The sequence below is a fragment of the Micromonospora sp. DH14 genome (assembly GCF_029809455.1).
Taxonomy (GTDB): domain Bacteria; phylum Actinomycetota; class Actinomycetes; order Mycobacteriales; family Micromonosporaceae; genus Micromonospora; species Micromonospora parva.
In genome coordinates this window covers 1-19944 of the sequence record NZ_JARVKT010000036.1, presented here as the reverse complement: position 1 = coordinate 19944, position 19944 = coordinate 1, and the positions used below count along the sequence as shown (strand labels likewise).

Genomic DNA, 19944 nt, shown 5'->3' with positions numbered 1-19944 from the left:
TTTCCGCCGGACGCGGGCGCCGTCCGCGTTTCCCTCAGTTTTCCGCCCGGCCGCTGGCCCCCCGGCCCGGCCCGGTCGTCGCGCACCGTCGAAGGAGCATCCGCAGCATGAGCAGCGAGCGTCTGGCCGGCCTTCTCGACGAGTACGCGCAGCTGGAGAAGCGGTTGGCCGACCCGGCCATCCACGCCGACCAGGCCACCGCGCGCAGGGTCGGCCGCCGGTACGCCGAGCTGGTGCCGCTGCACAAGGCCGCCGACGAGTTGGAGCAGGCCCGTGCCGATCTGGCCGCGGCTCGCGAGCTGGCCGCCGAGGACCCGTCCTTCGCGGGTGAGGCGGAATCCATCGCCGAGTCCCTGCCGGTGCTGGAGGAGCGCCTAGCCGAGCTGCTCATTCCGCGCGACCCGCACGACGCCAAGGACGTGATCGTCGAGATCAAGGCCGGTGAGGGTGGCGAGGAGTCGGCGCTGTTCGCCGGTGACCTGCTGCGGATGTACACCCGCTACGCCGAGCGGCACGGCTGGGTCACCGAGGTGATCGACGCGCAGGATTCCGACCTGGGCGGGGTCAAGGACGTCTCCCTGTCGATCAAGACCAAGGGTGTGCCGGAGGGCGGCAACGGCGTCTGGTCGCGGCTCAAGTGGGAGGGCGGCGTACACCGGGTGCAGCGCGTCCCGGTGACCGAGTCGCAGGGCCGGATCCACACCAGCGCCGCCGGGGTGCTGGTGCTGCCGGAGGCCGAGGACGTCGACGTCACCATCGACCAGAACGACCTGCGCATCGACGTGTTCCGCTCGTCCGGCCCGGGCGGCCAGTCGGTCAACACCACCGACTCGGCGGTGCGGATCACCCACCTGCCGACCGGCATCGTGGTCTCCTGCCAGAACGAGAAGTCCCAGTTGCAGAACCGGGAACAGGCGATGCGGATCCTGCGGGCCCGGCTGCTCGCCGCCGCGCAGGAGCAGGCCGACGCCGCCGCCTCGGACGCGCGCAAGGCGCAGGTACGCACTGTGGACCGCTCGGAGCGGATCCGCACCTACAACTTCCCGCAGAACCGGATCACCGATCACCGGATCGGCTACACCGCGTACAACCTGGACCTGGCGCTCGGCGGCGAGCTGGACGGGGTGCTGGACGCCCTCACCGAGGCCGACCGTGCCGCCCGGCTCGCCGGCGACACCGAGCTGTCCCGCCGCTGATCGCGGCCCACCTCGTCGATCATGGACTTGTGGTGGGTGAATTGTTGTGCCCTGGGCTTTTTGTGAGGCACCACAACTCCTTGATCGACGCCACCCCCCGGGCGGTCAGCTCGCGCGGGGGCGGGTCTTGGCGCGGAGCATCTCGCGGTCGGCCTGCTCGAACGCGACGCTGAGCGCGTCGCGCAGCCCGCTGCCGCCGGAGACCTCGGCGAAGCCGATGCTCACCCCGACCGGGGTGCCCGGCACCAACGATTCCCAGTCCTCCAGTCGGACCGCTGCCTCGATCCGGCGGGCCACCTCGGCGGCCTCGGCCATGCCGGTGTCCGGCAGCACCACCACGAACTCGTCACCGCCGTAGCGGGCCACGAAGTCGCCCCGGCGCATCACCCGGTTGATCACGCCGGCGATGCGTTGGAGCACCAGGTCGCCGGAGTGGTGCCCGTGCCGGGTGTTGACCGCCTTGAAGCCGTCCAGGTCGCAGACGCCGATCACCACCCGTTCGCCACGGGTGACCACTGCGGTGATGTAGCGCTCCAGCCGGCGGCGGTTGGGCAGCCCGGTGAGCGGGTCGGTCAACGCCTCACCCTCGAAGCGCGCCGCCTCGCGGCGCATCTCCTCGTGGTCGATGCGAGCGGCGATGCCGTCGATGTACACGTCGCGCAGCCGGTCGTTGCGCTGCGCGGCGAGCCGGAACGCCAGCCGGTCGGCCCGGTGCGCGGCCAGGTGGTCCCCGGCGCGGGTCAGCGCGATGCTGCGCAGCCGGGCCGGCTCGGCCGCCCCGAGCGTCTCGTTGGACACCTGGACGGTGTCCAGCCGGGCGACCGCTTCGATCGGCCGACCGTCGGCGACCGCGAGGCACACCTGCCCGAGTTGACGCAGGTCGCGGGCACGGGCGCTGTCCCCACCGTGGCTGATCAACCGGGCTGGCTCGGTGCCCTCGGTCGCCACCTGGTCGCCGAGCGCCGCCTGTCGGGCGGCCGCGTAGCCGTACGCGGCGAGGCTGCTCGGGCGCAGCTGCCCGGCCCGCCCGGCGCGGACGAAGCGGGCCAGGTCGGCCGCCACGTCCCGCAGCACCCGCAGGCAACCGTCGCTGTCGCCGTTGTGGTCCAGGGCCACGGCGTTGCGCAGCCGGATGCCCGGTGCGGCGAACGTCTCCTCCGGGATCCCGGCGGTCAGCCCGAGCTGGCGGGCCCGCTCGATGGCGCCCAGCGCGTACCCGTGGAAGCTCAGGTAGCTGTAGGCCATGGCCAGGTCGTGCCAGCCCCAGGCGGTGTCCCGGTCCGGGTCGGCGACGGCGCCCAGCGCGCGGGCCGCACGGACGAGGTGCATGACGCAGCGGTCCAGTGCGCCCTGGTGGTGCGCGGCGAGCGCGGCCAGCGCGTTGAGGTGACCGTGCAGGTACGGCTCGGCGAGGTCGCGGACGGCCGCCGACGCCTCCTCGATGGCCCTGGTGAACTCCGCGGTACGGCCGAGATTGATCAGCGCGGAGAGGCGCTGCACCATGGCGTCCGCTCGCGCCGCCGGGTCGTTGGTGGTGCGGATCACACGCTCCAGCAGGACGTACGACTCCGCGGAGCGGCTGGCCTCCTGCAACGCCCGGGCGTGCGTGAGGGCGTCAACCTGGTCCTCGACCCGGTCGAGCCAGCCCACCCGCCAACCTCCTGTCGTGCGCGCCAGGGCGCACCTGTTCGTCACGTCGCCCGCGACGCTTCATGATTATGTCGTGAGTACTTTGCCGCAACACCCCCCCGAAGGGACAGGCCCGGTCCGGCCGTCCGCCGCGGTGGCCCGGGCGGCCCGCTCGCTCGCCGCCGCCGGGGTCGGCTCCGCCCGCGTGGAGGCCGAGGTGTTGGCGGCGTACGTGCTGGGGGTTCCCCGGGGCCGACTGGCGCTCGCCGACGACCTCAGCGGCGACCAGTTGGTGCGGCTCGACGAGCTGACCCGCCGCCGCGCGGCGCGTGAGCCGTTGCAGCACCTGACCGGCCGGGCCGGGTTCCGACACCTGGAGCTGTCGGTCGGCCCTGGTGTCTTCGTGCCCCGGCCGGAGACCGAGCTGCTGGCCGGCTGGGGTATCGAGCAGGCCCAGGGTCGGCCGGAGCCGCTGGTGGTGGACCTGTGCAGCGGCTCGGGCGCGATCGCCCTGGCGGTGGCCCAGGAGTTGCCGGCGGCGCGGGTGGTCGCCGTGGAACGGTCCCCGGCGGCGCTGACCTGGCTGCGGCGCAACGCGGCGGAGCGGGCGGCGGCGGGGGACCGGCCGATCGAGGTGGTCGAGGCCGACGTGACCGCGCCGGACCTGCTGGCCGAGCTGGTGGGCCGGGTGGACGTGCTGCTGTGCAACCCGCCGTACGTGCCGGACGACGTGGTGGTCCCGCCCGAGGTCGCCGGGCACGACCCGGCGGAGGCGGTCTTCGGGGGCGCGGACGGTCTGGCGGTGATCCGGCCGGTGGTCGCCCGGGCGGCGGTGCTGTTGCGCCCTGGAGGCGTCCTCGGCGTCGAGCACGACGACACCCACGGGGTGGCGGTGCCCGGGCTGCTCGCCGAGCACGGCGGCTTCACCGCCGTGGCGGAGCATCCGGACCTCACCGGGCGTCCCCGCTTCGCCACCGCGTCCCGACGGGCGGACGGCCAGCGGGCCTAGATCGGGGAGGCGTGGCAGACTGACTCCTCGTGATGCTCTACGACTGCCGGTCGCCCGCCGATCGGGACCGCGGCATCGCTGCGGCGATCGAGGCGGTCAAGAACGGCGAGCTGGTTGTTCTTCCGACCGACACGGTGTACGGGATCGGCGCGGACGCGTTCACCCCGTACGCGGTGAAGGCGCTGCTGGATGCCAAGGGCCGGGGTCGGCAGATGCCGCCGCCGGTGCTGATCGGCTCGCGGCACACCCTCGACGGGTTGGTCTTCTCGCTGCCCACCGCCGCCCGGGACCTGGTGGAGGCGTTCTGGCCGGGTGCGTTGACGATCGTGGTCGAGCACTCGCCGAGCCTGCAGTGGGACCTGGGCGACAAGACCGGCACGGTGGCGGTGCGGATGCCGCTGCACCCGGTGGCGTTGGAGGTGCTGCGCGAGACCGGCCCGATGGCGGTGTCGTCGGCGAACAAGACCGGCCAGCCGGCCGCTGTCACCGCCAACGAGGCGCGTGATCAGCTCAGCTACTCGGTGCGGGCCTATCTGGAGGCCGGGCCGTGCCCGGACCCGGTGCCCAGCACGATCGTGGATCTGACCGGTGAGGTGCCGCAGCTGTTGCGGGCCGGGGCGATCCCACTGGAGAAGCTGCGCGACGTGGTTCCGGATCTCGTCGACGGTCGGGCGGTCTGAGTGCCCCCGTTCACGGTTCTGCACGTGTGCATGGGCAACATCTGCCGCTCGCCGATGGCGGAGCGGCTGCTCGCCCTGGCGGTGCGGGAGCGCCTGACCCGGCGTGCGCAGGACCCGGCCCAGGCCGAGGAGCTGGTGCACAGCCACAGCGCCGGCACGGGTGGCTGGCACGCGGGCGAGGAGATGAACCCGCCGGCGGCACGGCAGGTCACCGGCCGTGGCGGGGACGTGGACGGGTTCGCGGCGCGCAAGCTGCGCTCGGACCACATCGACGCCGCCGACCTGGTCCTGACCGCCACCGCCGACCAGCAGGAGTACGTGGTGGCGCTCCGCCCGGACGCGGCGGCCCGCACGTTCGTCCTCGGCGAGTTCGGTCGGCTGCTGGCGGCGGTGGACGCTGCCGCACTGCCGCCGGGCGACGCCACCCCGGAGGCCGTGTACGCCCGGGGCGTGGCAGTGGTGGCGGCGGCCCACGACGCGCGGCTGGGCGCTTCGGCGCTGCCCACCGATGACCTGGACGACCCGTGGGGTCGTGGCGACCAGTGCTTCAGCCGGGTCGCCGACGAGATCGAGGAGACGGTCCACCCGCTGGCCGGCGTACTGCTGCCCTGAGCATGGTGCGCGCTGCCGCTCAGGGCGTGGTGCGAGTTTCCTCCGGGTTTGGGGAAAACCCGGGGCTAAAGGTGCGTTCCGGGTCATTCTGAACGGGTCCTAGCGTGACCGGCTCCTGCGGGGAGAGCTGATGATCCGGGCCCATCTCGACAAACTGCTGACCGTGGTGATCGCCGGCGTGCTGGCCGGGCTGGTGCTGGCCGCCGCCGCCCTGCCCCTCGCCCTGGTCTTCGGGATCGGCTTCAGCGCCCTGTCGACGCCGTACTCGGAGCTGCCGAACACACTCCGTACGCCGCCCACCGCGCAGCGGTCCAACCTCTACGCCAACGACGGCACCACCCTGATCACATCCTTCTACCAGGAGGACCGGGTGGACGTGCCGCTGCACGAGGTGGCCCCGGTGATGCGCCAGGCGATAGTGGCTGCCGAGGACGTCCGGTTCTACCAGCACAGCGGGGTCGACCTGCGGGGCGTGGTCCGCGCGTTCACCGTCAACAAGCGCGACGGCCAGACCCGCCAGGGCGCCTCCACGCTGACCATGCAGTACGTCCGCAACGTGCTCAGCAACGACCCCCGGCTCACCGAGGCGCAACGGGAAGCAGCCACCGAGCTCACCACCGTCCGCAAGCTCCAGGAGATGCGGTACGCGCTCGCCCTGGAACGGGAGCTCGACAAGGACGAGATCCTGACCCGCTACCTCAACATCGCCTACTTCGGGGCCGGGGCGTACGGCATCGCGGCGGCCAGCAAGCGGTACTTCTCCCGGTCCCCGGCCGAGCTGACCCTGGCCCAGGCGGCGCTGCTCGCCGGCCTGGTGCGCTCGCCGGACAGCGACGACCCGATCAACGGCGACGCCGACAGCGCGGTGGCCCGGCGGGCGTACGTCCTGGAACGGCTGGTGGAGTCCGGGCAGGTGCCGGCGGACGCGGCGGCGGCGGCGCGCGCCGAACCGCTGCAGCTGCGGCCCAGCGCGACCCCGAACGACTGCACCGGGGTGCCCGACGCGCACAACGACTGGGGCTTCTTCTGCGACTGGTTCACCCGCTGGTGGAGCAGCCAGTCCGCGTTCGGGGCGACCGCCGACGAGCGACAGCGCGCGCTGCGCCGGGGCGGGTTCTCCATCGTGTCGTCGCTGGACCCGGGAGTGCAGCGGGCCACCACCGAGCAGGTGTTGAAGATCTACCCGATGAGCCGGGCCGAGGCGGTGCCCACCGCCGTCGTGCAACCGGGCACCGGGCGGGTGCTGGCGATGTCGGTGAACCGCGCGTACAGCGTGGCGGACAACCCGGTCGGGCAGAAGAACCACCCGAACACCGTCAACCAGTTGATCGCCGGCGGTGGCGCGATCGAGGGGTACCAGGGCGGTTCGACGTTCAAGCTCTTCACCCTGCTGGCGGCGTTGGAGTCGGGCCTGCCGCTGTCGACCGAGTTCGTGGCGCCGACCCAGTTGCTCACCCGCTTCCCGGTGACCGGGGCGGCGAGTTGCGACGGCCGCTGGTGCCCGGCGAACGCCAGCCCGTCGTCGATGGACGGCCCCCGCACCATGTGGGGCGCGTTCGGCCGCTCGGTGAACACGTACTTCGCCTGGCTCACCGAGAAGGTCGGTGCCGACCGGGTGGTGGAGATGGCCGAGCGGCTCGGCATCGTGCTGCGGGCCAAGTCCGACGCCGAGCTGGCCCGCTACGGCGCGAAGGACTGGGGGCCGTTCACCCTGGGCGTGGCCGCGACCACCCCGCTGGACCTGGCCAGCGCGTACGCCACGGTGGCGGCCGAGGGGACCTCGTGCGCGCCGTTGCCGGTGGTCTCGATCAGCGACTCGAACGGCCGGCCGGTCGACGCCGCCAAGCCGGACTGCCGGCAGGTGCTCGACGCCGACGTGGCGCGGGCGGCCACCGACGCGGCTCGCTGCCCGGTCGGGGACCAGTCGATGTACGGGCGCTGCGACGGTGCCACCGCACCGGGGCTGAGGGCGAAGCTCGGTCGCCCGGTGGCCGGCAAGACCGGCAGCTCGGAACGGTACGAGACGGAAACGGTGGTGGCGTTCACGCCGCAGCTCGCGGTCGCCTCGATGGCCGCCAACCCGGACGATCCCCGCGACGCGGTCGGTCAGGCGGTGCAGGCCCAGATGGTGAACGCGGTCGGTGCGGTGCTGTCGTACGCCCTGCGCGACGAACCGGTCCGCGACTTCGTCCCGCCGAGCGAGCGAACGGCCTTCCAAACCCAACCCCAGGCCGGCAACTAACCGACGACGTCAGCGGGGTTGTTCGGCGTTGCGGGCTATGTTGCGGGCCATTCCGCCGAAGACCACAGCGTGGAACGGGGCCACCGATCCCCAGTAGGCGTGCCCGGCGAGGCCGCGCGGCAGGAAGACCGCGCGCTGCTGGTAGCGGCTGCGGTCGCCCTCGGCCGGCAGCACGCGCATCTCCAGCCAGGCCCGGCCGGGCAGCCGCATCTCGGCACGCAGTCGCAGCAACTCGCCCGGGACGATCTCCTCCACCCGCCAGAAGTCCAGCGCCTCACCGACCTGGAGGCGGTGCGGGTCGCGTCGACCCCGCCGCAGCCCGACCCCGCCGACCAGCCGGTCCAGCCAGCCCCGGATCGACCAGGCGAGGGGGAAGGAGTACCAGCCGTGCTCGCCGCCGACGCCCTCGACGACCCGCCAGAGCGCCGCGGGTGGGGCGTCCACCATCCGCTCCCGCACGTCGGTGTAGGCGGTGCCGCCGGACCAGTCCGGGTCGCTGGGCAGCGGCTCGGCGGGCGCGTCCGGGCCGCTCGCGGTGGACCAGCGGGTCTCCACCTGGGCGTCGCGTACCTTGGCCAGCGCCAGCGCCACCGCCTGGTCGAAGCCGGTCAGGCCGTCGGGCGGGTCCGGGACGTAGCGGGCGATGTCGTGTTCGTGGGCGACCGCCTCGTGGATCAGGCTCTCCACCAGCGGGCGGGCGATCTTGTTGGGCACCGGGGTGACCAGGCCGACCCAGTGCGACGAGAGCGACGGGGTGAGCGGACGGACCGGCACGATGACCCGTCGGCGCAGGCCGGCCACCCGCGCGTAGCGCTGCATCATCTCGAGGAAGGTCAGCACGTCCGGCCCGCCGACGTCGAAGCCCCGGTTGACCTCGGCCGGCAGGTCGGCGCAGCCGGCCAGGTAGTGCAGCACGTCGCGGACCGCGATCGGTTGGATCCGGTTGTGCACCCACCGTGGAGTGACCATGACGGGCAGTCGCTCGGTCAGGTAGCGCAGCATCTCGAACGACGCCGAGCCGGACCCGATGATCACCGCGGCCCGGAGCACCGCCGTGGGCACCCCGCTGGCCAGGAGGATCCGGCCCACCTCGGCGCGGGAACGCAGGTGCGGGGATGGCACCTCCGCGTCGGAGGCCGGTTCCGGGCCGCCCAGGTAGACGATCCGCCGTACGCCGGCCGCCCGCGCCGCCGCCGCGAAGTTGGTCGCCGCCGCCCGGTCGGCCGCCTCGAAGTCGGACCGGCCCAGCGAGTGCACCAGGAAGTACGCGACGTCCACGTCGGCGAACGCGGCGGCCAGCGTCTCCGGTTTGCTGAGGTCGCCCTCGACGATCTCGGCCGCCGAGGCCCAGGGGACGTCGCGCAGCCGCACCGCCTTACGGGCGAGGCAGCGCACGGTGTGCCCGTTGGCGAGCAGCAGCGGCGTCAGCCGCCCGCCGATGTAGCCGGTCGCTCCGGTGACGAGGCATCTCACGGGTCCCAGTCTGCTGCCCCCTAGACTCGTTTGCTGTGGAGACCGAGACGAGCACCTTCTGGGGGCCGGATTTCGCCCAGCTCAGGGCCACCGATCCGGAGATCGCCGGGGTGGTCCTCGGCGAGTTGGACCGGTTGCGGGGTGGCCTGCAGCTGATCGCCAGCGAGAATCTGACCTCGCCCGCGGTGCTGGCGGCGCTCGGTTCGACGCTGACCAACAAGTACGCGGAGGGTTACCCGGGCCGGCGCTACTACGGCGGCTGCGCCGAGGTGGACCGGGCTGAGGAGATCGGCATCGCCCGGGCCAAGGAGCTCTTCGGGGCCGAGCACGCCAACCTCCAGCCGCACTCCGGGGCGAGCGCCAACCTGGCCGCGTACGCCGCGCTGGTGCAGCCGGGGGACACGGTGCTGGCGATGGACCTGCCGCACGGCGGGCACCTGACCCACGGCAGCCGGGTGAACTTCTCCGGCAAGTGGTTCCACCCGGTCGGCTATCCGGTCCGGCCGGACACCGAGCTGATCGACTACGACGAGGTACGCGACCTGGCGCGGGCGCACCGACCAAAGTTGATCATCTGTGGAGCCACCGCCTACCCGCGCCTGATCGACTTCGCCCGCTTCCGGGAGATCGCCGACGAGGTCGGCGCGTACCTGATGGTCGATGCGGCGCACTTCATCGGCCTGGTCGCCGGCCGGGCGATCCCGTCCCCGGTGCCGTACGCCGACGTCGTCTGCGCCACCACCCACAAGGTGCTGCGTGGCCCGCGCGGCGGCATGATCCTGTGCCGTGAGTCGTTGGCGCAGCGGATCGACAAGGCGGTCTTCCCGTTCACCCAGGGTGGCCCGCTGATGCACGCGGTCGCGGCCAAGGCGGTAGCGCTGCGCGAGGCCGCCCAGCCGGAGTTCCAGACGTACGCCCGGCAGGTGGTCAGCAACGCCCAGGCGCTCGCCGCCGGGCTGGCCGACGAGGGGATGCGCCCGGTGTCCGGTGGCACCGACACCCACCTCGCCCTGATCGACCTGCGGGAGCTGGGGGTGACCGGCACCGAGGCCGAGCGTCGCTGCGACGCCGCCTCGATCACCCTGAACAAGAACGCGATTCCGTACGACCCGCAGCCGCCGATGGTGGCCTCGGGCATCCGGGTGGGCACACCGAGCGTGACCACGCAGGGGATGCGCGAGGGGGAGCTGCGCCAGGTGGCGACGATGATCGCCCGCGCGGTACGCACCGATCCCGACGCTCCGGGCGGGGCCGATGAGCTGACCCGGCTCGGTGCCGAGGTGGCCGAGCTGGTCGCGACGTTCCCGGCGTACCCCCGTGGCTGAGCCCGGGGTGGTCGAGCCGGACACCGACCGGCGGTGGCGGCTGCGGCACCTGCCGGTGCTGCTGGCCGCGTCGGCGGTGCTGGCCGCGGTCGCCGCGCTGGTGGGCGGGGTGACCGGCGGTCTGACCGGGGCGCTCGGCGCGGCGGCCGGCGTGGGTGTCACGGTGTTCAGCTACACCCTGACCACTGTGGTGCTGGCCCGGGCCGACCAGGTCAACCCGCAGTTGCTGCTGCCGCTCGGCGTCGGGCTGTACGTGCTGAAGTTCAGCCTGCTGGGTGGGGTGCTGGTGGCGGTGGCGTCGACCGGTTGGGCGGGGTTGATCCCGCTTTGCCTCGGCATCGTCGCCGGGGTGGCAGTGTGGACGGCGGTACACATCTGGTGGCTGACCACGGTGCACGCTCGTCGCGCGCACAGCTGACCTGACGGTCGTCCCACCTTTCGGACGCGCCGCAATGTGTCGGCCTCCGGTCATTTTCCGACGGGCGGAAGGGGAGTAGCGTGCCCACAGACGACGGCGCCCACGAGAAGCCCACACAACCACGGTTGTGCGGGGGGTGAGGCACAGCCTCGTCTTCCCGGCTGATATCGTTCGCCCCGTCATGGCTGGTGACCAAACCCCCCGTCCCGCCGGTGAACCGGACGATTATCCGTCCGGCGCCGGTCAGGGTTGGACCGCGCTCAGCTACCTCGTCGGAGGCATGCTCGTGTGGGGTTTCATCGGCTGGTTGGTTGACCAGTGGCTCGACACCGGTGGCGTCGCCACCGGCATCGGAGTCGTGCTCGGTATGGCCGGGGGGATCATCCTGGTCGTTCGCCGGCTCGGCACGCCAACTTAGGAAGGGACGCGGTGTTCGGACAGGCGAACGTTCTGGCAGCGGGCCAGGCGGGATTCCCACCCACGGTGGACGACTTCTACCTGCCCAGCATCCTGCCCTGGGGTCAGGACTCAATCTGGTTCACCAAGATCACGGCGATGGTCTGGATCGCGGTCGGCGTCCTGATCATCTTCTTCCTGGCGACCTACCGGAACCCGCAGCTGGTGCCGACCAAGAAGCAGTGGTTCGCCGAGTCGATCTACGGCTTCGTGCGCAACAACATCGCCGTCGACATGATCGGTCACCAGGGTGTGCGGTTCGCGCCCTACTTCACCACGCTGTTCTGCTTCGTGCTGCTGACGAACTTCTTCGCGATCGTGCCGCTCTTCCAGATCTCGCCGAACTCGCACATCGCCTTCCCGGCGATCCTCGCGATCATCAGCTACGTGCTGTTCAACTACATCGGCATCAAGAAGCACGGCTTCGTCAAATACTTCAAGAACTCGCTCATCCCGCCGGCACCGTGGTACATCCTGCCGCTGCTGATCCCGATCGAGCTCTTCTCGACCTTCATCGTCCGGCCGTTCTCGCTCGCGGTTCGTCTCTTCGCGAACATGTTCGCCGGTCACATGCTCCTGCTGGTCTTCACGCTCGGCGGTTTCGCGATGCTGAGCGCCAACGCCTGGCTTGCTCCGGTCTCGGTGCTCTCCTGGGTGATGACCATCGCGCTCACCTTCCTCGAGTTCCTGGTGATCTGCCTGCAGGCATACGTCTTCACCGTCCTCACCGCCAGCTACGTGCAGGGCGCGCTCGCCGACGAGCACTGATCCACCGCACCAACCGTTGTCGTCCCGCGTGAGAGTCACGCGTGATAACCAGGAGGAACCACACCAATGGACGCTAGCGTTCTCGCCGAGGTCACCGGTAGCACCGCTGCCATCGGCTACGGCCTCGCCGCCATCGGCCCCGGCATCGGCGTCGGCCTGGTCTTCGCTGCCTACATCCAGTCGACCGCCCGTCAGCCGGAGTCGTCGCGGATGACCCTGCCGTACGTCTGGATCGGCTTCGCCGTCATCGAGGCGCTGGCGCTGCTGGGCATCGCCTTCGGCTTCATCTGGGCCGGCTCCGCAGCCTGATCCACCCTTTGACCGGGAGGTAACCATGATTTTCCTCGCCGCTGAGGGTGGTGAGTCGACCCACAACCCGATCATCCCGCTCTGGCAGGAGGTCGTGGTCGGCTCGGTCGCCTTCGCCGTGCTCTGCTTCGTGCTGATGAAGTTCGTCTTCCCGCGCATGGAGCAGACGTTCCAGGCTCGGGTCGACGCGATCGAGGGCGGTATCAAGCGCGCCGAGGCCGCCCAGGCCGAGGCGAACCAGCTGCTCGAGCAGTACCGTGCCCAGCTCGCCGAGGCCCGGACCGACGCCGCCAAGATCCGTGACGACGCTCGGGCCGACGCCGAGGGCATCCGGCAGGACATCCTCGCCAAGGCGCGGGAAGAGTCCGACCGGGTCATCCAGGCTGGCAAGGATGCGCTCGCCGCCGAGCGGGCCACCATCGTGCGCGAGCTGCGCGCGGAGGTCGGCACCATCGCGGTGGACCTGGCCAGCAAGATCGTCGGCGAGTCGTTGGCCGACGAGGCACGGCGTAAGGGCACCGTCGACCGGTTCCTGAGCGGTCTCGAGAGCACGGGGGCCCGCTGATGCAGGCCGCCAGCCGGGAGTCGTACAAGATCGCGGCCGAGCGCCTCGACGCGTACGTCCGCGGCGCGGAGCCGTCGGCGGTGGCCTCCACCGCCGACGCCATCCTCTCCGTGGCGACCCTGCTGCGGCGTGAGCCGCGGCTGCGCCGGGCGCTCTCCGAGCCGGCCCGGTCCGGCGAGGATCGTGGCGCTCTGCTCGGCGACATGCTCGGCGGGCGGATCGGCGCCGACGCGCTCGATCTGCTCGTGGTGCTGGTCTCCGGCCGCTGGTCGGCACCGTCGGAGTTGCTCGACGGCACCGAGCGCCTCGGCGTGGAGGCGCTGCTCGCCAGCGCCGACTCCGCCGGCGAGCTGGGCGAGGTCGAGGACGAGCTGTTCCGCTTCGGCCAGGTCGTGGCCGGTCAGCCGGCGCTGAGCAACGCGCTCGCCGACCCGGTCGCCCCGGTCGAGCAGCGGGCCACCCTGGCCCGCGAGCTGCTCGCCGACAAGGCCCGTCCGGTCACCGTCCGCCTCGTCGAGGCGGCGCTCGGCGGGTTCGGGGGACGCTCCTTCAGCGGAGCGCTCACCCGGCTGGTCGAGCTGGCCGCCGACCGGCGTGACCGGCAGGTGGCGTACGTGACCGTCGCGGCCCCGTTGAGTGACGAGGATGAGCGTCGGCTGGGTGCGAGCCTCACCGCGATATACGGTCGAGAGGTGTCCGTCAAGCAGACGGTCGACCCCGCCGTCCTCGGTGGCGTGAGCGTCCGGGTCGGCTCCGACCTGTACGACGGCACCATCCTGCGCCGCCTCAACGAGACCCGCAACGCGCTCGCGAAGCGCTGAGCGGCTTCGCCGCCAGCAATGCGGTGGTTCCGCCGCCTCACCGTTGGGGCGGCTCCGCCGCCGCAGCGCCCGGATTGACAGACGCCATTCGGACCGGTTGGTACTAGGTATCCCGGGCCCCTGAATTTTAAGGAAGCAGAGGATGGCCGAGCTGACCATCTCGACGGAGGAGATCCGCGGCGCCCTGGAGCGCTACGTCTCCTCCTACACGTCCGACGTCTCCCGCGAGGAGGTCGGCACCGTCGCCGACACCGGTGACGGCATCGCCCACGTCGAGGGCCTGCCCTCGACCAAGACCAACGAGCTCCTGGAGTTCGAGGACGGCACGCTCGGCGTGGCGTTGAACCTCGACGTGCGGGAGATCGGCGTCGTCGTCCTCGGTGACTCCGCCAAGCTGGAGGAGGGGCAGCGGGTCAAGCGCACCAACCGGGTGCTCTCGGTTCCGGTTGGTGACGCCTTCCTCGGCCGCGTGGTCAACGCGCTCGGCCAGCCGATCGACGGGCTCGGCGACATCGCCGACGAGGGCTACCGCGAGCTGGAGCTGCAGGCTCCGAACGTGATGTCCCGGCAGTCGGTGTTCGAGCCGCTGCAGACCGGCATCAAGGCGATCGACGCGATGACCCCGATCGGTCGGGGCCAGCGGCAGCTGATCATCGGTGACCGGAAGACGGGCAAGACCACCGTCGCCCTGGACGCCATCCTCAACCAGCGCGACAACTGGCGCACCGGCGACCCGAAGAAGCAGGTTCGCTGCATCTACGTCGCCATCGGCCAGAAGGCCTCCACCATCGCCTCGATCAAGGGGCAGCTGGAGGAGGCGGGCGCGATGGAGTACACCACCATCGTCGCCTCGCCGGCGTCCGACCCGGCCGGCTTCAAGTACCTCGCCCCGTACACCGGCTCGTCCATCGGACAGCACTGGATGTACGGCGGCAAGCACGTCCTGATCGTCTTCGACGACCTGAGCAAGCAGGCCGAGGCGTACCGGGCCGTGTCGCTGCTGCTGCGTCGCCCGCCGGGCCGTGAGGCGTACCCGGGTGACGTCTTCTACCTGCACTCGCGCCTGCTGGAGCGCTGCGCGAAGCTCTCCGACGAGCTGGGTGGCGGCTCGATGACCGGTCTGCCGATCATCGAGACGAAGGCCAACGACATCTCGGCCTTCATCCCGACCAACGTCATCTCGATCACCGACGGCCAGATCTTCCTGGAGACCGACCTGTTCAACCAGGGCGTTCGTCCGGCGATCAACGTCGGCACCTCGGTCTCCCGGGTCGGCGGCGCCGCCCAGGTGAAGCCGATGCGCAAGGTCGCCGGCTCGCTGCGGCTCAACCTGGCCCAGTACCGCGAGCTGGAGGCGTTCGCCGCCTTCGCCTCCGACCTGGACCGGGCCTCCCGGGCCCAGCTGGACCGCGGTGTCCGGCTGGTCGAGCTGCTCAAGCAGCCGAACTACTCGCCGTACCCGGTGCAGGAAGAGGTCGTCTCGGTCTGGGCCGGCACCGAGGGCAAGCTGGACGACATCCCGGTGGGTGACATCCGGCGCTTCGAGTCGGAGTTCCTCCAGTACCTGCGGCACAAGCACGAGGGTGTGCTGGCCGGGATCGCCGACAACCAGTGGGGCGACGACATCGTCAGCTCGCTGGACACGGCGATCACCGAGTTCAAGCAGGTCTTCCTCAACAAGGAGGACGAGCGCAAGGTCAACGACGCGCCGGCCGCCCCGCTTGAGGGCGAGGAGAACCGCGAGACGGTGACCCGCTTCCGCGACGGCGCGACCGACCGCCCGGCCGAGAGCTGATCTGATGGCGGCCCAGGTACGCGTTCTTCGTCAACGAATCCGCTCGGCGAAGTCGATGAAGAAGATCACCAAGGCGATGGAGCTCGTGGCGACGAGCCGGATCGCCAAGGCTCAGGCCCGGGTGCAGGCGTCCCTGCCGTACGCCCAGGCCATCACCGGTGTGCTCACGGCGCTGGCGTCCAACGCGCGGATCGACCACCCGCTGCTCACCCCGCGCGAGCGGGTGCGGCGGGCCGGCGTCCTGTTGGTCACCAGCGACCGTGGCCTGGCCGGTGGTTACAGCTCCAACGCGATCAGGATGGCCGAGTCGCTGATCGCACGCCTCAAGGCGGACGGCAAGGAGCCGGTGCTCTACGTCATCGGGCGTAAGGGGGTCGGGTTCTACCGGTTCCGCGACCGGCCGATCGAGGCGAACTGGACCGGGTTCAGCGAGCAGCCGTCGTTCGAGGACGCCCGCGCCGTGGGTGAGACGCTGATCAAGGCGTTCACCGCCGGTGCGGACGACGTCGACGGCGGCGCCGGAGCGGACGGGGTGCTCGGCGTCGACGAGTTGCACATCGTCTACACCGAGTTCCACTCGCTCATGACGCAGAACCCGGTCACCAAGATCATTGGTCCGATGCAGGTGGAGGACCGGCCGCGCTCCGAGGGGCTGCTGCCGGCGTACGAGTTCGAGCCGGAGGCGGAGGCGCTGCTCGACGCGCTCCTGCCGAGGTACATCAACACGCGGATCTACGCGGCGTTGATCGAGTCGGCGGCGAGTGAGTCGGCGGCGAGGCGGCGGGCGATGAAGAGCGCCACCGACAACGCCGAAGAGATGATCGAGAAGTACACGCGTGAGATGAACTCGGCCCGCCAGGCTGGGATCACCCAGGAGATCAGCGAGATCGTCGGCGGCGCCAACGCGCTGGCCGCGTCGGGAAGTGAAGTGTGATGACTGCCCCAGTAGAGACCAAGACGGCCACGGGTCGCGTGGTCCGGGTCATCGGCCCGGTCGTCGACGCCGAGTTCCCGCGCGACGCCATGCCTGCCCTGTTCAACGCCCTGAACGTCACCGTGGACCTGTCCGGCGGTGAGAAGACGCTGACCCTGGAGGTCGCCCAGCACCTGGGTGACAACCTGGTCCGCGCCATCTCGATGCAGCCGACGGACGGCCTGGTCCGCGGCGCGGAGGTTCGTGACCGCGGCGAGCCGATCACCGTTCCGGTGGGCGACGCGGTCAAGGGCCACGTGTTCAACGCGATCGGCGAGGTGCTCAACCTCAAAGAGGGCGAGACCCTCACCCCGGACGACCACTGGGGTATCCACCGCAAGGCCCCGGCCTTCGCGGACCTGGAGCCGAAGACCGAGATGCTGGAGACCGGCATCAAGGTCATCGACCTGCTCGCCCCGTACGTCAAGGGCGGCAAGATCGGCCTGTTCGGCGGCGCGGGCGTGGGCAAGACGGTGCTCATCCAGGAGATGATCACCCGTGTTGCCCGTAACTTCGGTGGTACCTCGGTCTTCGCCGGCGTGGGTGAGCGCACCCGTGAGGGCAACGACCTCATCGCCGAGATGACCGAGTCCGGCGTTATCGACAAGACCGCGCTGGTCTACGGCCAGATGGACGAGCCGCCGGGCACCCGTCTGCGGGTGGCGCTCTCCGCGCTGACCATGGCGGAGTACTTCCGGGACGTGAAGAAGCAGGAGGTGCTGCTCTTCATCGACAACATCTTCCGCTTCACCCAGGCCGGTTCGGAGGTCTCCACCCTGCTCGGCCGGATGCCGAGCGCCGTTGGTTACCAGCCGACCCTGGCCGACGAGATGGGCGAGCTCCAGGAGCGGATCACCTCCGTCCGGGGCCAGGCCATCACCTCGATGCAGGCGATCTACGTGCCGGCGGACGACTACACCGACCCCGCCCCGGCCACCACGTTCGCCCACCTGGACGCGACCACCAACCTGGAGCGGTCGATCTCCGACAAGGGCATCTACCCGGCCGTGGACCCGCTGGCGTCCTCGTCCCGGATCCTCGCCCCGGAGTTCGTCGGCCAGGAGCACTTCCAGGTCGCCACCGAGGTGAAGCGGATCCTGCAGCGCTACAAGGACCTGCAGGACATCATCGCCATCCTCGGTATCGAGGAGCTCTCCGAGGAAGACAAGATCACCGTGGCCCGGGCCCGGCGGATCGAGCGCTTCCTGTCGCAGAACACGTACGCGGCGGAGCAGTTCACCGGCGTGCCGGGCTCGACGGTCCCGATCAAGGAGACCATCGAGGCGTTCCGCAAGATCAGCGAGGGTGAGTACGATCACTTCCCCGAGCAGGCGTTCTTCATGTGCGGCGGTCTCGACGACCTGGAGAAGAAGGCTGAGGAGCTGATGAAGGGCTGACCAGCCCTCTCGGATCCGCAACAAAAAGACTGCCCCGGCAATGCCGGGGCAGTCTTTTGTTCATGTTCGCGTCTTACCATCGTCGCGGTCCGTTACTCGTGGTCGGCACTTCCGCGACTCCCGAGCTACGGTTCGTTCCGCGCGCTCACCTGAACGAGCGTTGATCTTTGCAACCTTTCGAGGACGTGCGCCCGTCTTTCTCGTCGTGGGCGTAACGAACGGAGATGCTCGTGGGTAAGGCCGGCAAGAGTGGCCGCAAGCCGTCCATCTGGCGAGGTGTGCCACGGTGGGCCAGGATCTGCACGGTGTTCGGCGCCGTGCTGACAGTGCTCAGCGGTGCGGTGCTGGTTGGCACCGAGGTGCTCATGGCCCGCTACGAGGGGGCCGTCGGCAAGGCCGACCTGTTCGGCGACCAGGCGGCGGGTGCCCAGGCGAAGAAGAGCGAGATCAAGGGTCCGCTCAACATCCTGCTCGTCGGCATCGACCCGCGTACGCCGACGGCCGCGCCACTGGCCGACTCGATCATGGTGCTGCACGTGCCGGCGTCGATGGACCGGGCCTACCTGTTCTCGCTGCCGCGCGACCTCTACGTGCATATTCCGGCGTTCAAGAAGGCCGAGTTCCCGGGCGAGACCACGAAGATCAACGCTGCCATGTCGTTCGGCAGCAGGGTGCCGGGGGCCAACCCCGACGCGGCACGGGGCTTCGAGCTGCTGGCCACCACCGTGCAGAAGGTGACCGGCATCAAGCGGTTCGACGCGGGCGCGATCATCAACTTCACCGGCTTCCAGAAGATCGTCGACGCCATGGGTGGTGTCGACATGTACATCGAGCGCGACGTGCGGTCCGAGCACAAGAAGCCGGACGGCACGCCGCGTCCGGGCAACACCCGTGGCGAGGGCTACGTCGGCCCGCAGGCGGTCTACAAGAAGGGCAACCAGCACCTGAGTGGGTGGCAGGCGTTGGACTACGTCCGGCAGCGGTACCCGAAGAACGGCGTCCCGGACTCCGACTACGGGCGGCAGCGCCACCAGCAGCAGTTCGTCAAGGCCATGGTCGGCCAGGCGTTCAGCGCCGACGTGGTGTCCAATCCCATCAAGCTGGACAAGGTGCTCCGCGCCGCCGGGCAGTCGCTGATCTTCAATGGTCGGGGAAACAGCGTTGTCGACTTCGGGCTCGCGCTGAAGGACATCCGCCCGAACACCATCGAAATGATCAAGCTGCCCGGTGGTGGCGTCTTCGACGGTAAGAAGTACCTGGGTGAGCAGTTCAAGGAAGGGGTCCCGGACTTCTTCACCGCCCTGCACAACGAGCAACTCGACCCGTTCCTGCTCGAGCACCCGGAATTCGTCAACAAGACCAAGTAGTCCCGGCGTCGTTGTCCCCACCCGCGTTGGGCGCGCCGCACCGTCAGGCTAGACTTTCGGCAATCCGTAGCCGCAGCAAGGAGACAGCGTGGCACAGCAGCTTCACGTCGAGCTCGTCGCCGTTGAGGAGAAGGTCTGGTCCGGTGACGCCGAGATGGTCGTCGCCCGGACGACCGAGGGCGAGCTCGGTGTCCTGCCGGGGCACGCGCCGCTTCTCGGCCAGCTCGCCGAGCCCGGCCAGGTGCGCATCAAGCTCGCCGGCGGTGAGCAGGTCGCCTACGAGGTGGCCGGCGGCTTCCTCTCGGTGAGCGCCGACGGTGTCACCGTGCTGGCCGAGAGCGCAACCCCGGTCTCCGCGCAGAGCCGCTGAGCCACACCGGGGATGGAGATCGTCGAAGGTTTCGGAATCGGCGTTGTCGTCATCCTCGGCGCGCTTCTGATCCTCTTCGTCCGGCGAGCTCTGGTCACCCGCAGCGGCGGCATCATCCGGCTCAGCGTCCGGGTCTCCACCATGCTCGACGGCCGTGGCTGGTCGCCCGGCTTCGGTCGGTTCGTCGGTGACGAGCTGCGCTGGTACCGCATGTTCAGCTTCGCCATCCGGCCCAAGCGGGTGCTCTCCCGTAAAGGGCTGGCCGTGGAGCGCCGCCGGTTGCCCGAAGGTCAGGAACGGTTCTCCATGCCGGCCGACTGGGTGATTCTCCGCTGTACCAGTCACCACGCACCGGTGGAGATCGCCATGGCGCGATCGACAGTTACCGGTTTCCTCTCTTGGCTCGAGGCCGCCCCTCCGGGGGCGGTCTCGCCGCGTATGGCCTCCCAGGACTGGCCGGCTGCCTGATCTGCTCGCCTGTGGTTGCTCTTCTGGGTTTCCGGGGCAGCCCGCCCGGCGCAGGGCGGTCAGGCTTGATC

The 19944-nt window shown here is 70.5% G+C and carries 20 protein-coding genes; 18 read left to right on the top strand and 2 right to left on the bottom strand.

The annotated features are described in order from the left end of the window. The first annotated feature begins 107 nt into the window (after window positions 1-107). A complete protein-coding gene (prfA, locus tag QCZ28_RS29785) occupies window positions 108-1196 on the top strand; it encodes a peptide chain release factor 1 (protein ID WP_279519723.1) in 1089 nt (362 codons plus the stop codon). A 105-nt stretch (window positions 1197-1301) separates the two neighbouring features. Here the strand turns inward: prfA and QCZ28_RS29780 are convergent, their stop codons facing one another. After that, window positions 1302-2846 carry a GGDEF domain-containing protein gene (locus QCZ28_RS29780; protein ID WP_279519722.1) on the bottom strand — a complete coding sequence of 515 codons (1545 nt, stop codon included), beginning with the start codon at window positions 2844-2846 and terminating at the stop codon, window positions 1302-1304. Window positions 2847-2919: 73 nt separating this feature from the next. Here QCZ28_RS29780 and prmC point away from each other — a divergent pair, with 73 nt between their 5' ends. The 4 genes from prmC (at window position 2920) to QCZ28_RS29760 (ending at window position 7368) form a co-directional block, all read left to right on the top strand. After that, entirely contained in the window at window positions 2920-3834 is a 915-nt protein-coding gene (gene prmC, locus QCZ28_RS29775) for a peptide chain release factor N(5)-glutamine methyltransferase (RefSeq protein WP_279519721.1), read from the top strand. Between the two features lie 32 nt (window positions 3835-3866). Continuing rightward, window positions 3867-4514 carry an L-threonylcarbamoyladenylate synthase gene (locus QCZ28_RS29770; RefSeq protein ID WP_030333157.1) on the top strand — a complete coding sequence of 216 codons (648 nt, stop codon included), beginning with the start codon at window positions 3867-3869 and terminating at the stop codon, window positions 4512-4514. Continuing rightward, on the top strand, window positions 4515-5126 hold the full coding sequence (locus tag QCZ28_RS29765; RefSeq protein WP_279519720.1) for a phosphotyrosine protein phosphatase: 612 nt from the start codon (window positions 4515-4517) through the stop codon (window positions 5124-5126). Window positions 5127-5256: 130 nt separating this feature from the next. After that, window positions 5257-7368, top strand: a complete 2112-nt coding sequence (locus QCZ28_RS29760; RefSeq protein ID WP_279519719.1) for a transglycosylase domain-containing protein — start codon at window positions 5257-5259, stop codon at window positions 7366-7368. A 9-nt stretch (window positions 7369-7377) separates the two neighbouring features. On the opposite strand, the gene QCZ28_RS29755 is transcribed toward QCZ28_RS29760, so the two are convergent. Further along, complete coding sequence (locus QCZ28_RS29755) at window positions 7378-8841, bottom strand: SDR family oxidoreductase (protein ID WP_279519718.1); 1464 nt, start codon at window positions 8839-8841, stop codon at window positions 7378-7380. A gap of 35 nt (window positions 8842-8876) precedes the next feature. Here QCZ28_RS29755 and glyA point away from each other — a divergent pair, with 35 nt between their 5' ends. The 13 genes from glyA to QCZ28_RS29690 all read left to right on the top strand — a co-directional run bounded on the left by glyA (window position 8877) and on the right by QCZ28_RS29690 (window position 19873). Then, window positions 8877-10166, top strand: a complete 1290-nt coding sequence (gene glyA / locus QCZ28_RS29750) for a serine hydroxymethyltransferase (RefSeq protein WP_279519717.1) — start codon at window positions 8877-8879, stop codon at window positions 10164-10166. Further along, window positions 10159-10584 (top strand): hypothetical protein, encoded by a 426-nt coding sequence (locus tag QCZ28_RS29745; RefSeq protein ID WP_279519716.1) that lies wholly within the window; start codon window positions 10159-10161, stop codon window positions 10582-10584. The genes glyA and QCZ28_RS29745 overlap by 8 nt, the downstream gene beginning before the upstream one ends. Window positions 10585-10765: 181 nt before the next feature. Beyond that, window positions 10766-11002 (top strand): AtpZ/AtpI family protein, encoded by a 237-nt coding sequence (locus tag QCZ28_RS29740; RefSeq protein ID WP_030333169.1) that lies wholly within the window; start codon window positions 10766-10768, stop codon window positions 11000-11002. 11 nt (window positions 11003-11013) lie between these two features. Further along, the gene (gene atpB / locus QCZ28_RS29735; RefSeq protein WP_279519715.1) at window positions 11014-11808 is read left to right on the top strand and encodes a F0F1 ATP synthase subunit A; all 795 of its coding nucleotides are present in this window, start codon (window positions 11014-11016) and stop codon (window positions 11806-11808) included. A gap of 66 nt (window positions 11809-11874) precedes the next feature. Continuing rightward, window positions 11875-12117 (top strand): F0F1 ATP synthase subunit C, encoded by a 243-nt coding sequence (locus tag QCZ28_RS29730; RefSeq protein WP_130404096.1) that lies wholly within the window; start codon window positions 11875-11877, stop codon window positions 12115-12117. Between the two features lie 25 nt (window positions 12118-12142). Further along, complete coding sequence (locus tag QCZ28_RS29725) at window positions 12143-12682, top strand: F0F1 ATP synthase subunit B (RefSeq protein ID WP_279519714.1); 540 nt, start codon at window positions 12143-12145, stop codon at window positions 12680-12682. Continuing rightward, window positions 12682-13503 carry a F0F1 ATP synthase subunit delta gene (locus tag QCZ28_RS29720; RefSeq protein WP_279519713.1) on the top strand — a complete coding sequence of 274 codons (822 nt, stop codon included), beginning with the start codon at window positions 12682-12684 and terminating at the stop codon, window positions 13501-13503. Before QCZ28_RS29725 ends, QCZ28_RS29720 begins: the two co-directional genes overlap by 1 nt. Window positions 13504-13645: 142 nt before the next feature. After that, window positions 13646-15298 carry a F0F1 ATP synthase subunit alpha gene (gene atpA, locus QCZ28_RS29715; RefSeq protein ID WP_279519712.1) on the top strand — a complete coding sequence of 551 codons (1653 nt, stop codon included), beginning with the start codon at window positions 13646-13648 and terminating at the stop codon, window positions 15296-15298. A 4-nt stretch (window positions 15299-15302) separates the two neighbouring features. Next, window positions 15303-16232, top strand: coding sequence for a F0F1 ATP synthase subunit gamma (locus tag QCZ28_RS29710; protein WP_130404088.1), 930 nt, complete (start codon window positions 15303-15305; stop codon window positions 16230-16232). Beyond that, a complete protein-coding gene (gene atpD, locus QCZ28_RS29705; protein WP_130404086.1) occupies window positions 16232-17668 on the top strand; it encodes a F0F1 ATP synthase subunit beta in 1437 nt (478 codons plus the stop codon). The genes QCZ28_RS29710 and atpD overlap by 1 nt, the downstream gene beginning before the upstream one ends. A 224-nt stretch (window positions 17669-17892) precedes the next feature. Further along, window positions 17893-19035: an LCP family protein gene (locus tag QCZ28_RS29700; protein WP_279519711.1), complete on the top strand. Its 1143-nt coding sequence runs from the start codon at window positions 17893-17895 to the stop codon at window positions 19033-19035. An 88-nt stretch (window positions 19036-19123) separates the two neighbouring features. After that, window positions 19124-19405 (top strand): F0F1 ATP synthase subunit epsilon, encoded by a 282-nt coding sequence (locus QCZ28_RS29695; RefSeq protein WP_030333186.1) that lies wholly within the window; start codon window positions 19124-19126, stop codon window positions 19403-19405. A gap of 12 nt (window positions 19406-19417) precedes the next feature. Beyond that, window positions 19418-19873: a DUF2550 domain-containing protein gene (locus tag QCZ28_RS29690; RefSeq protein ID WP_030333188.1), complete on the top strand. Its 456-nt coding sequence runs from the start codon at window positions 19418-19420 to the stop codon at window positions 19871-19873. Window positions 19874-19944 lie beyond the last annotated feature (71 nt).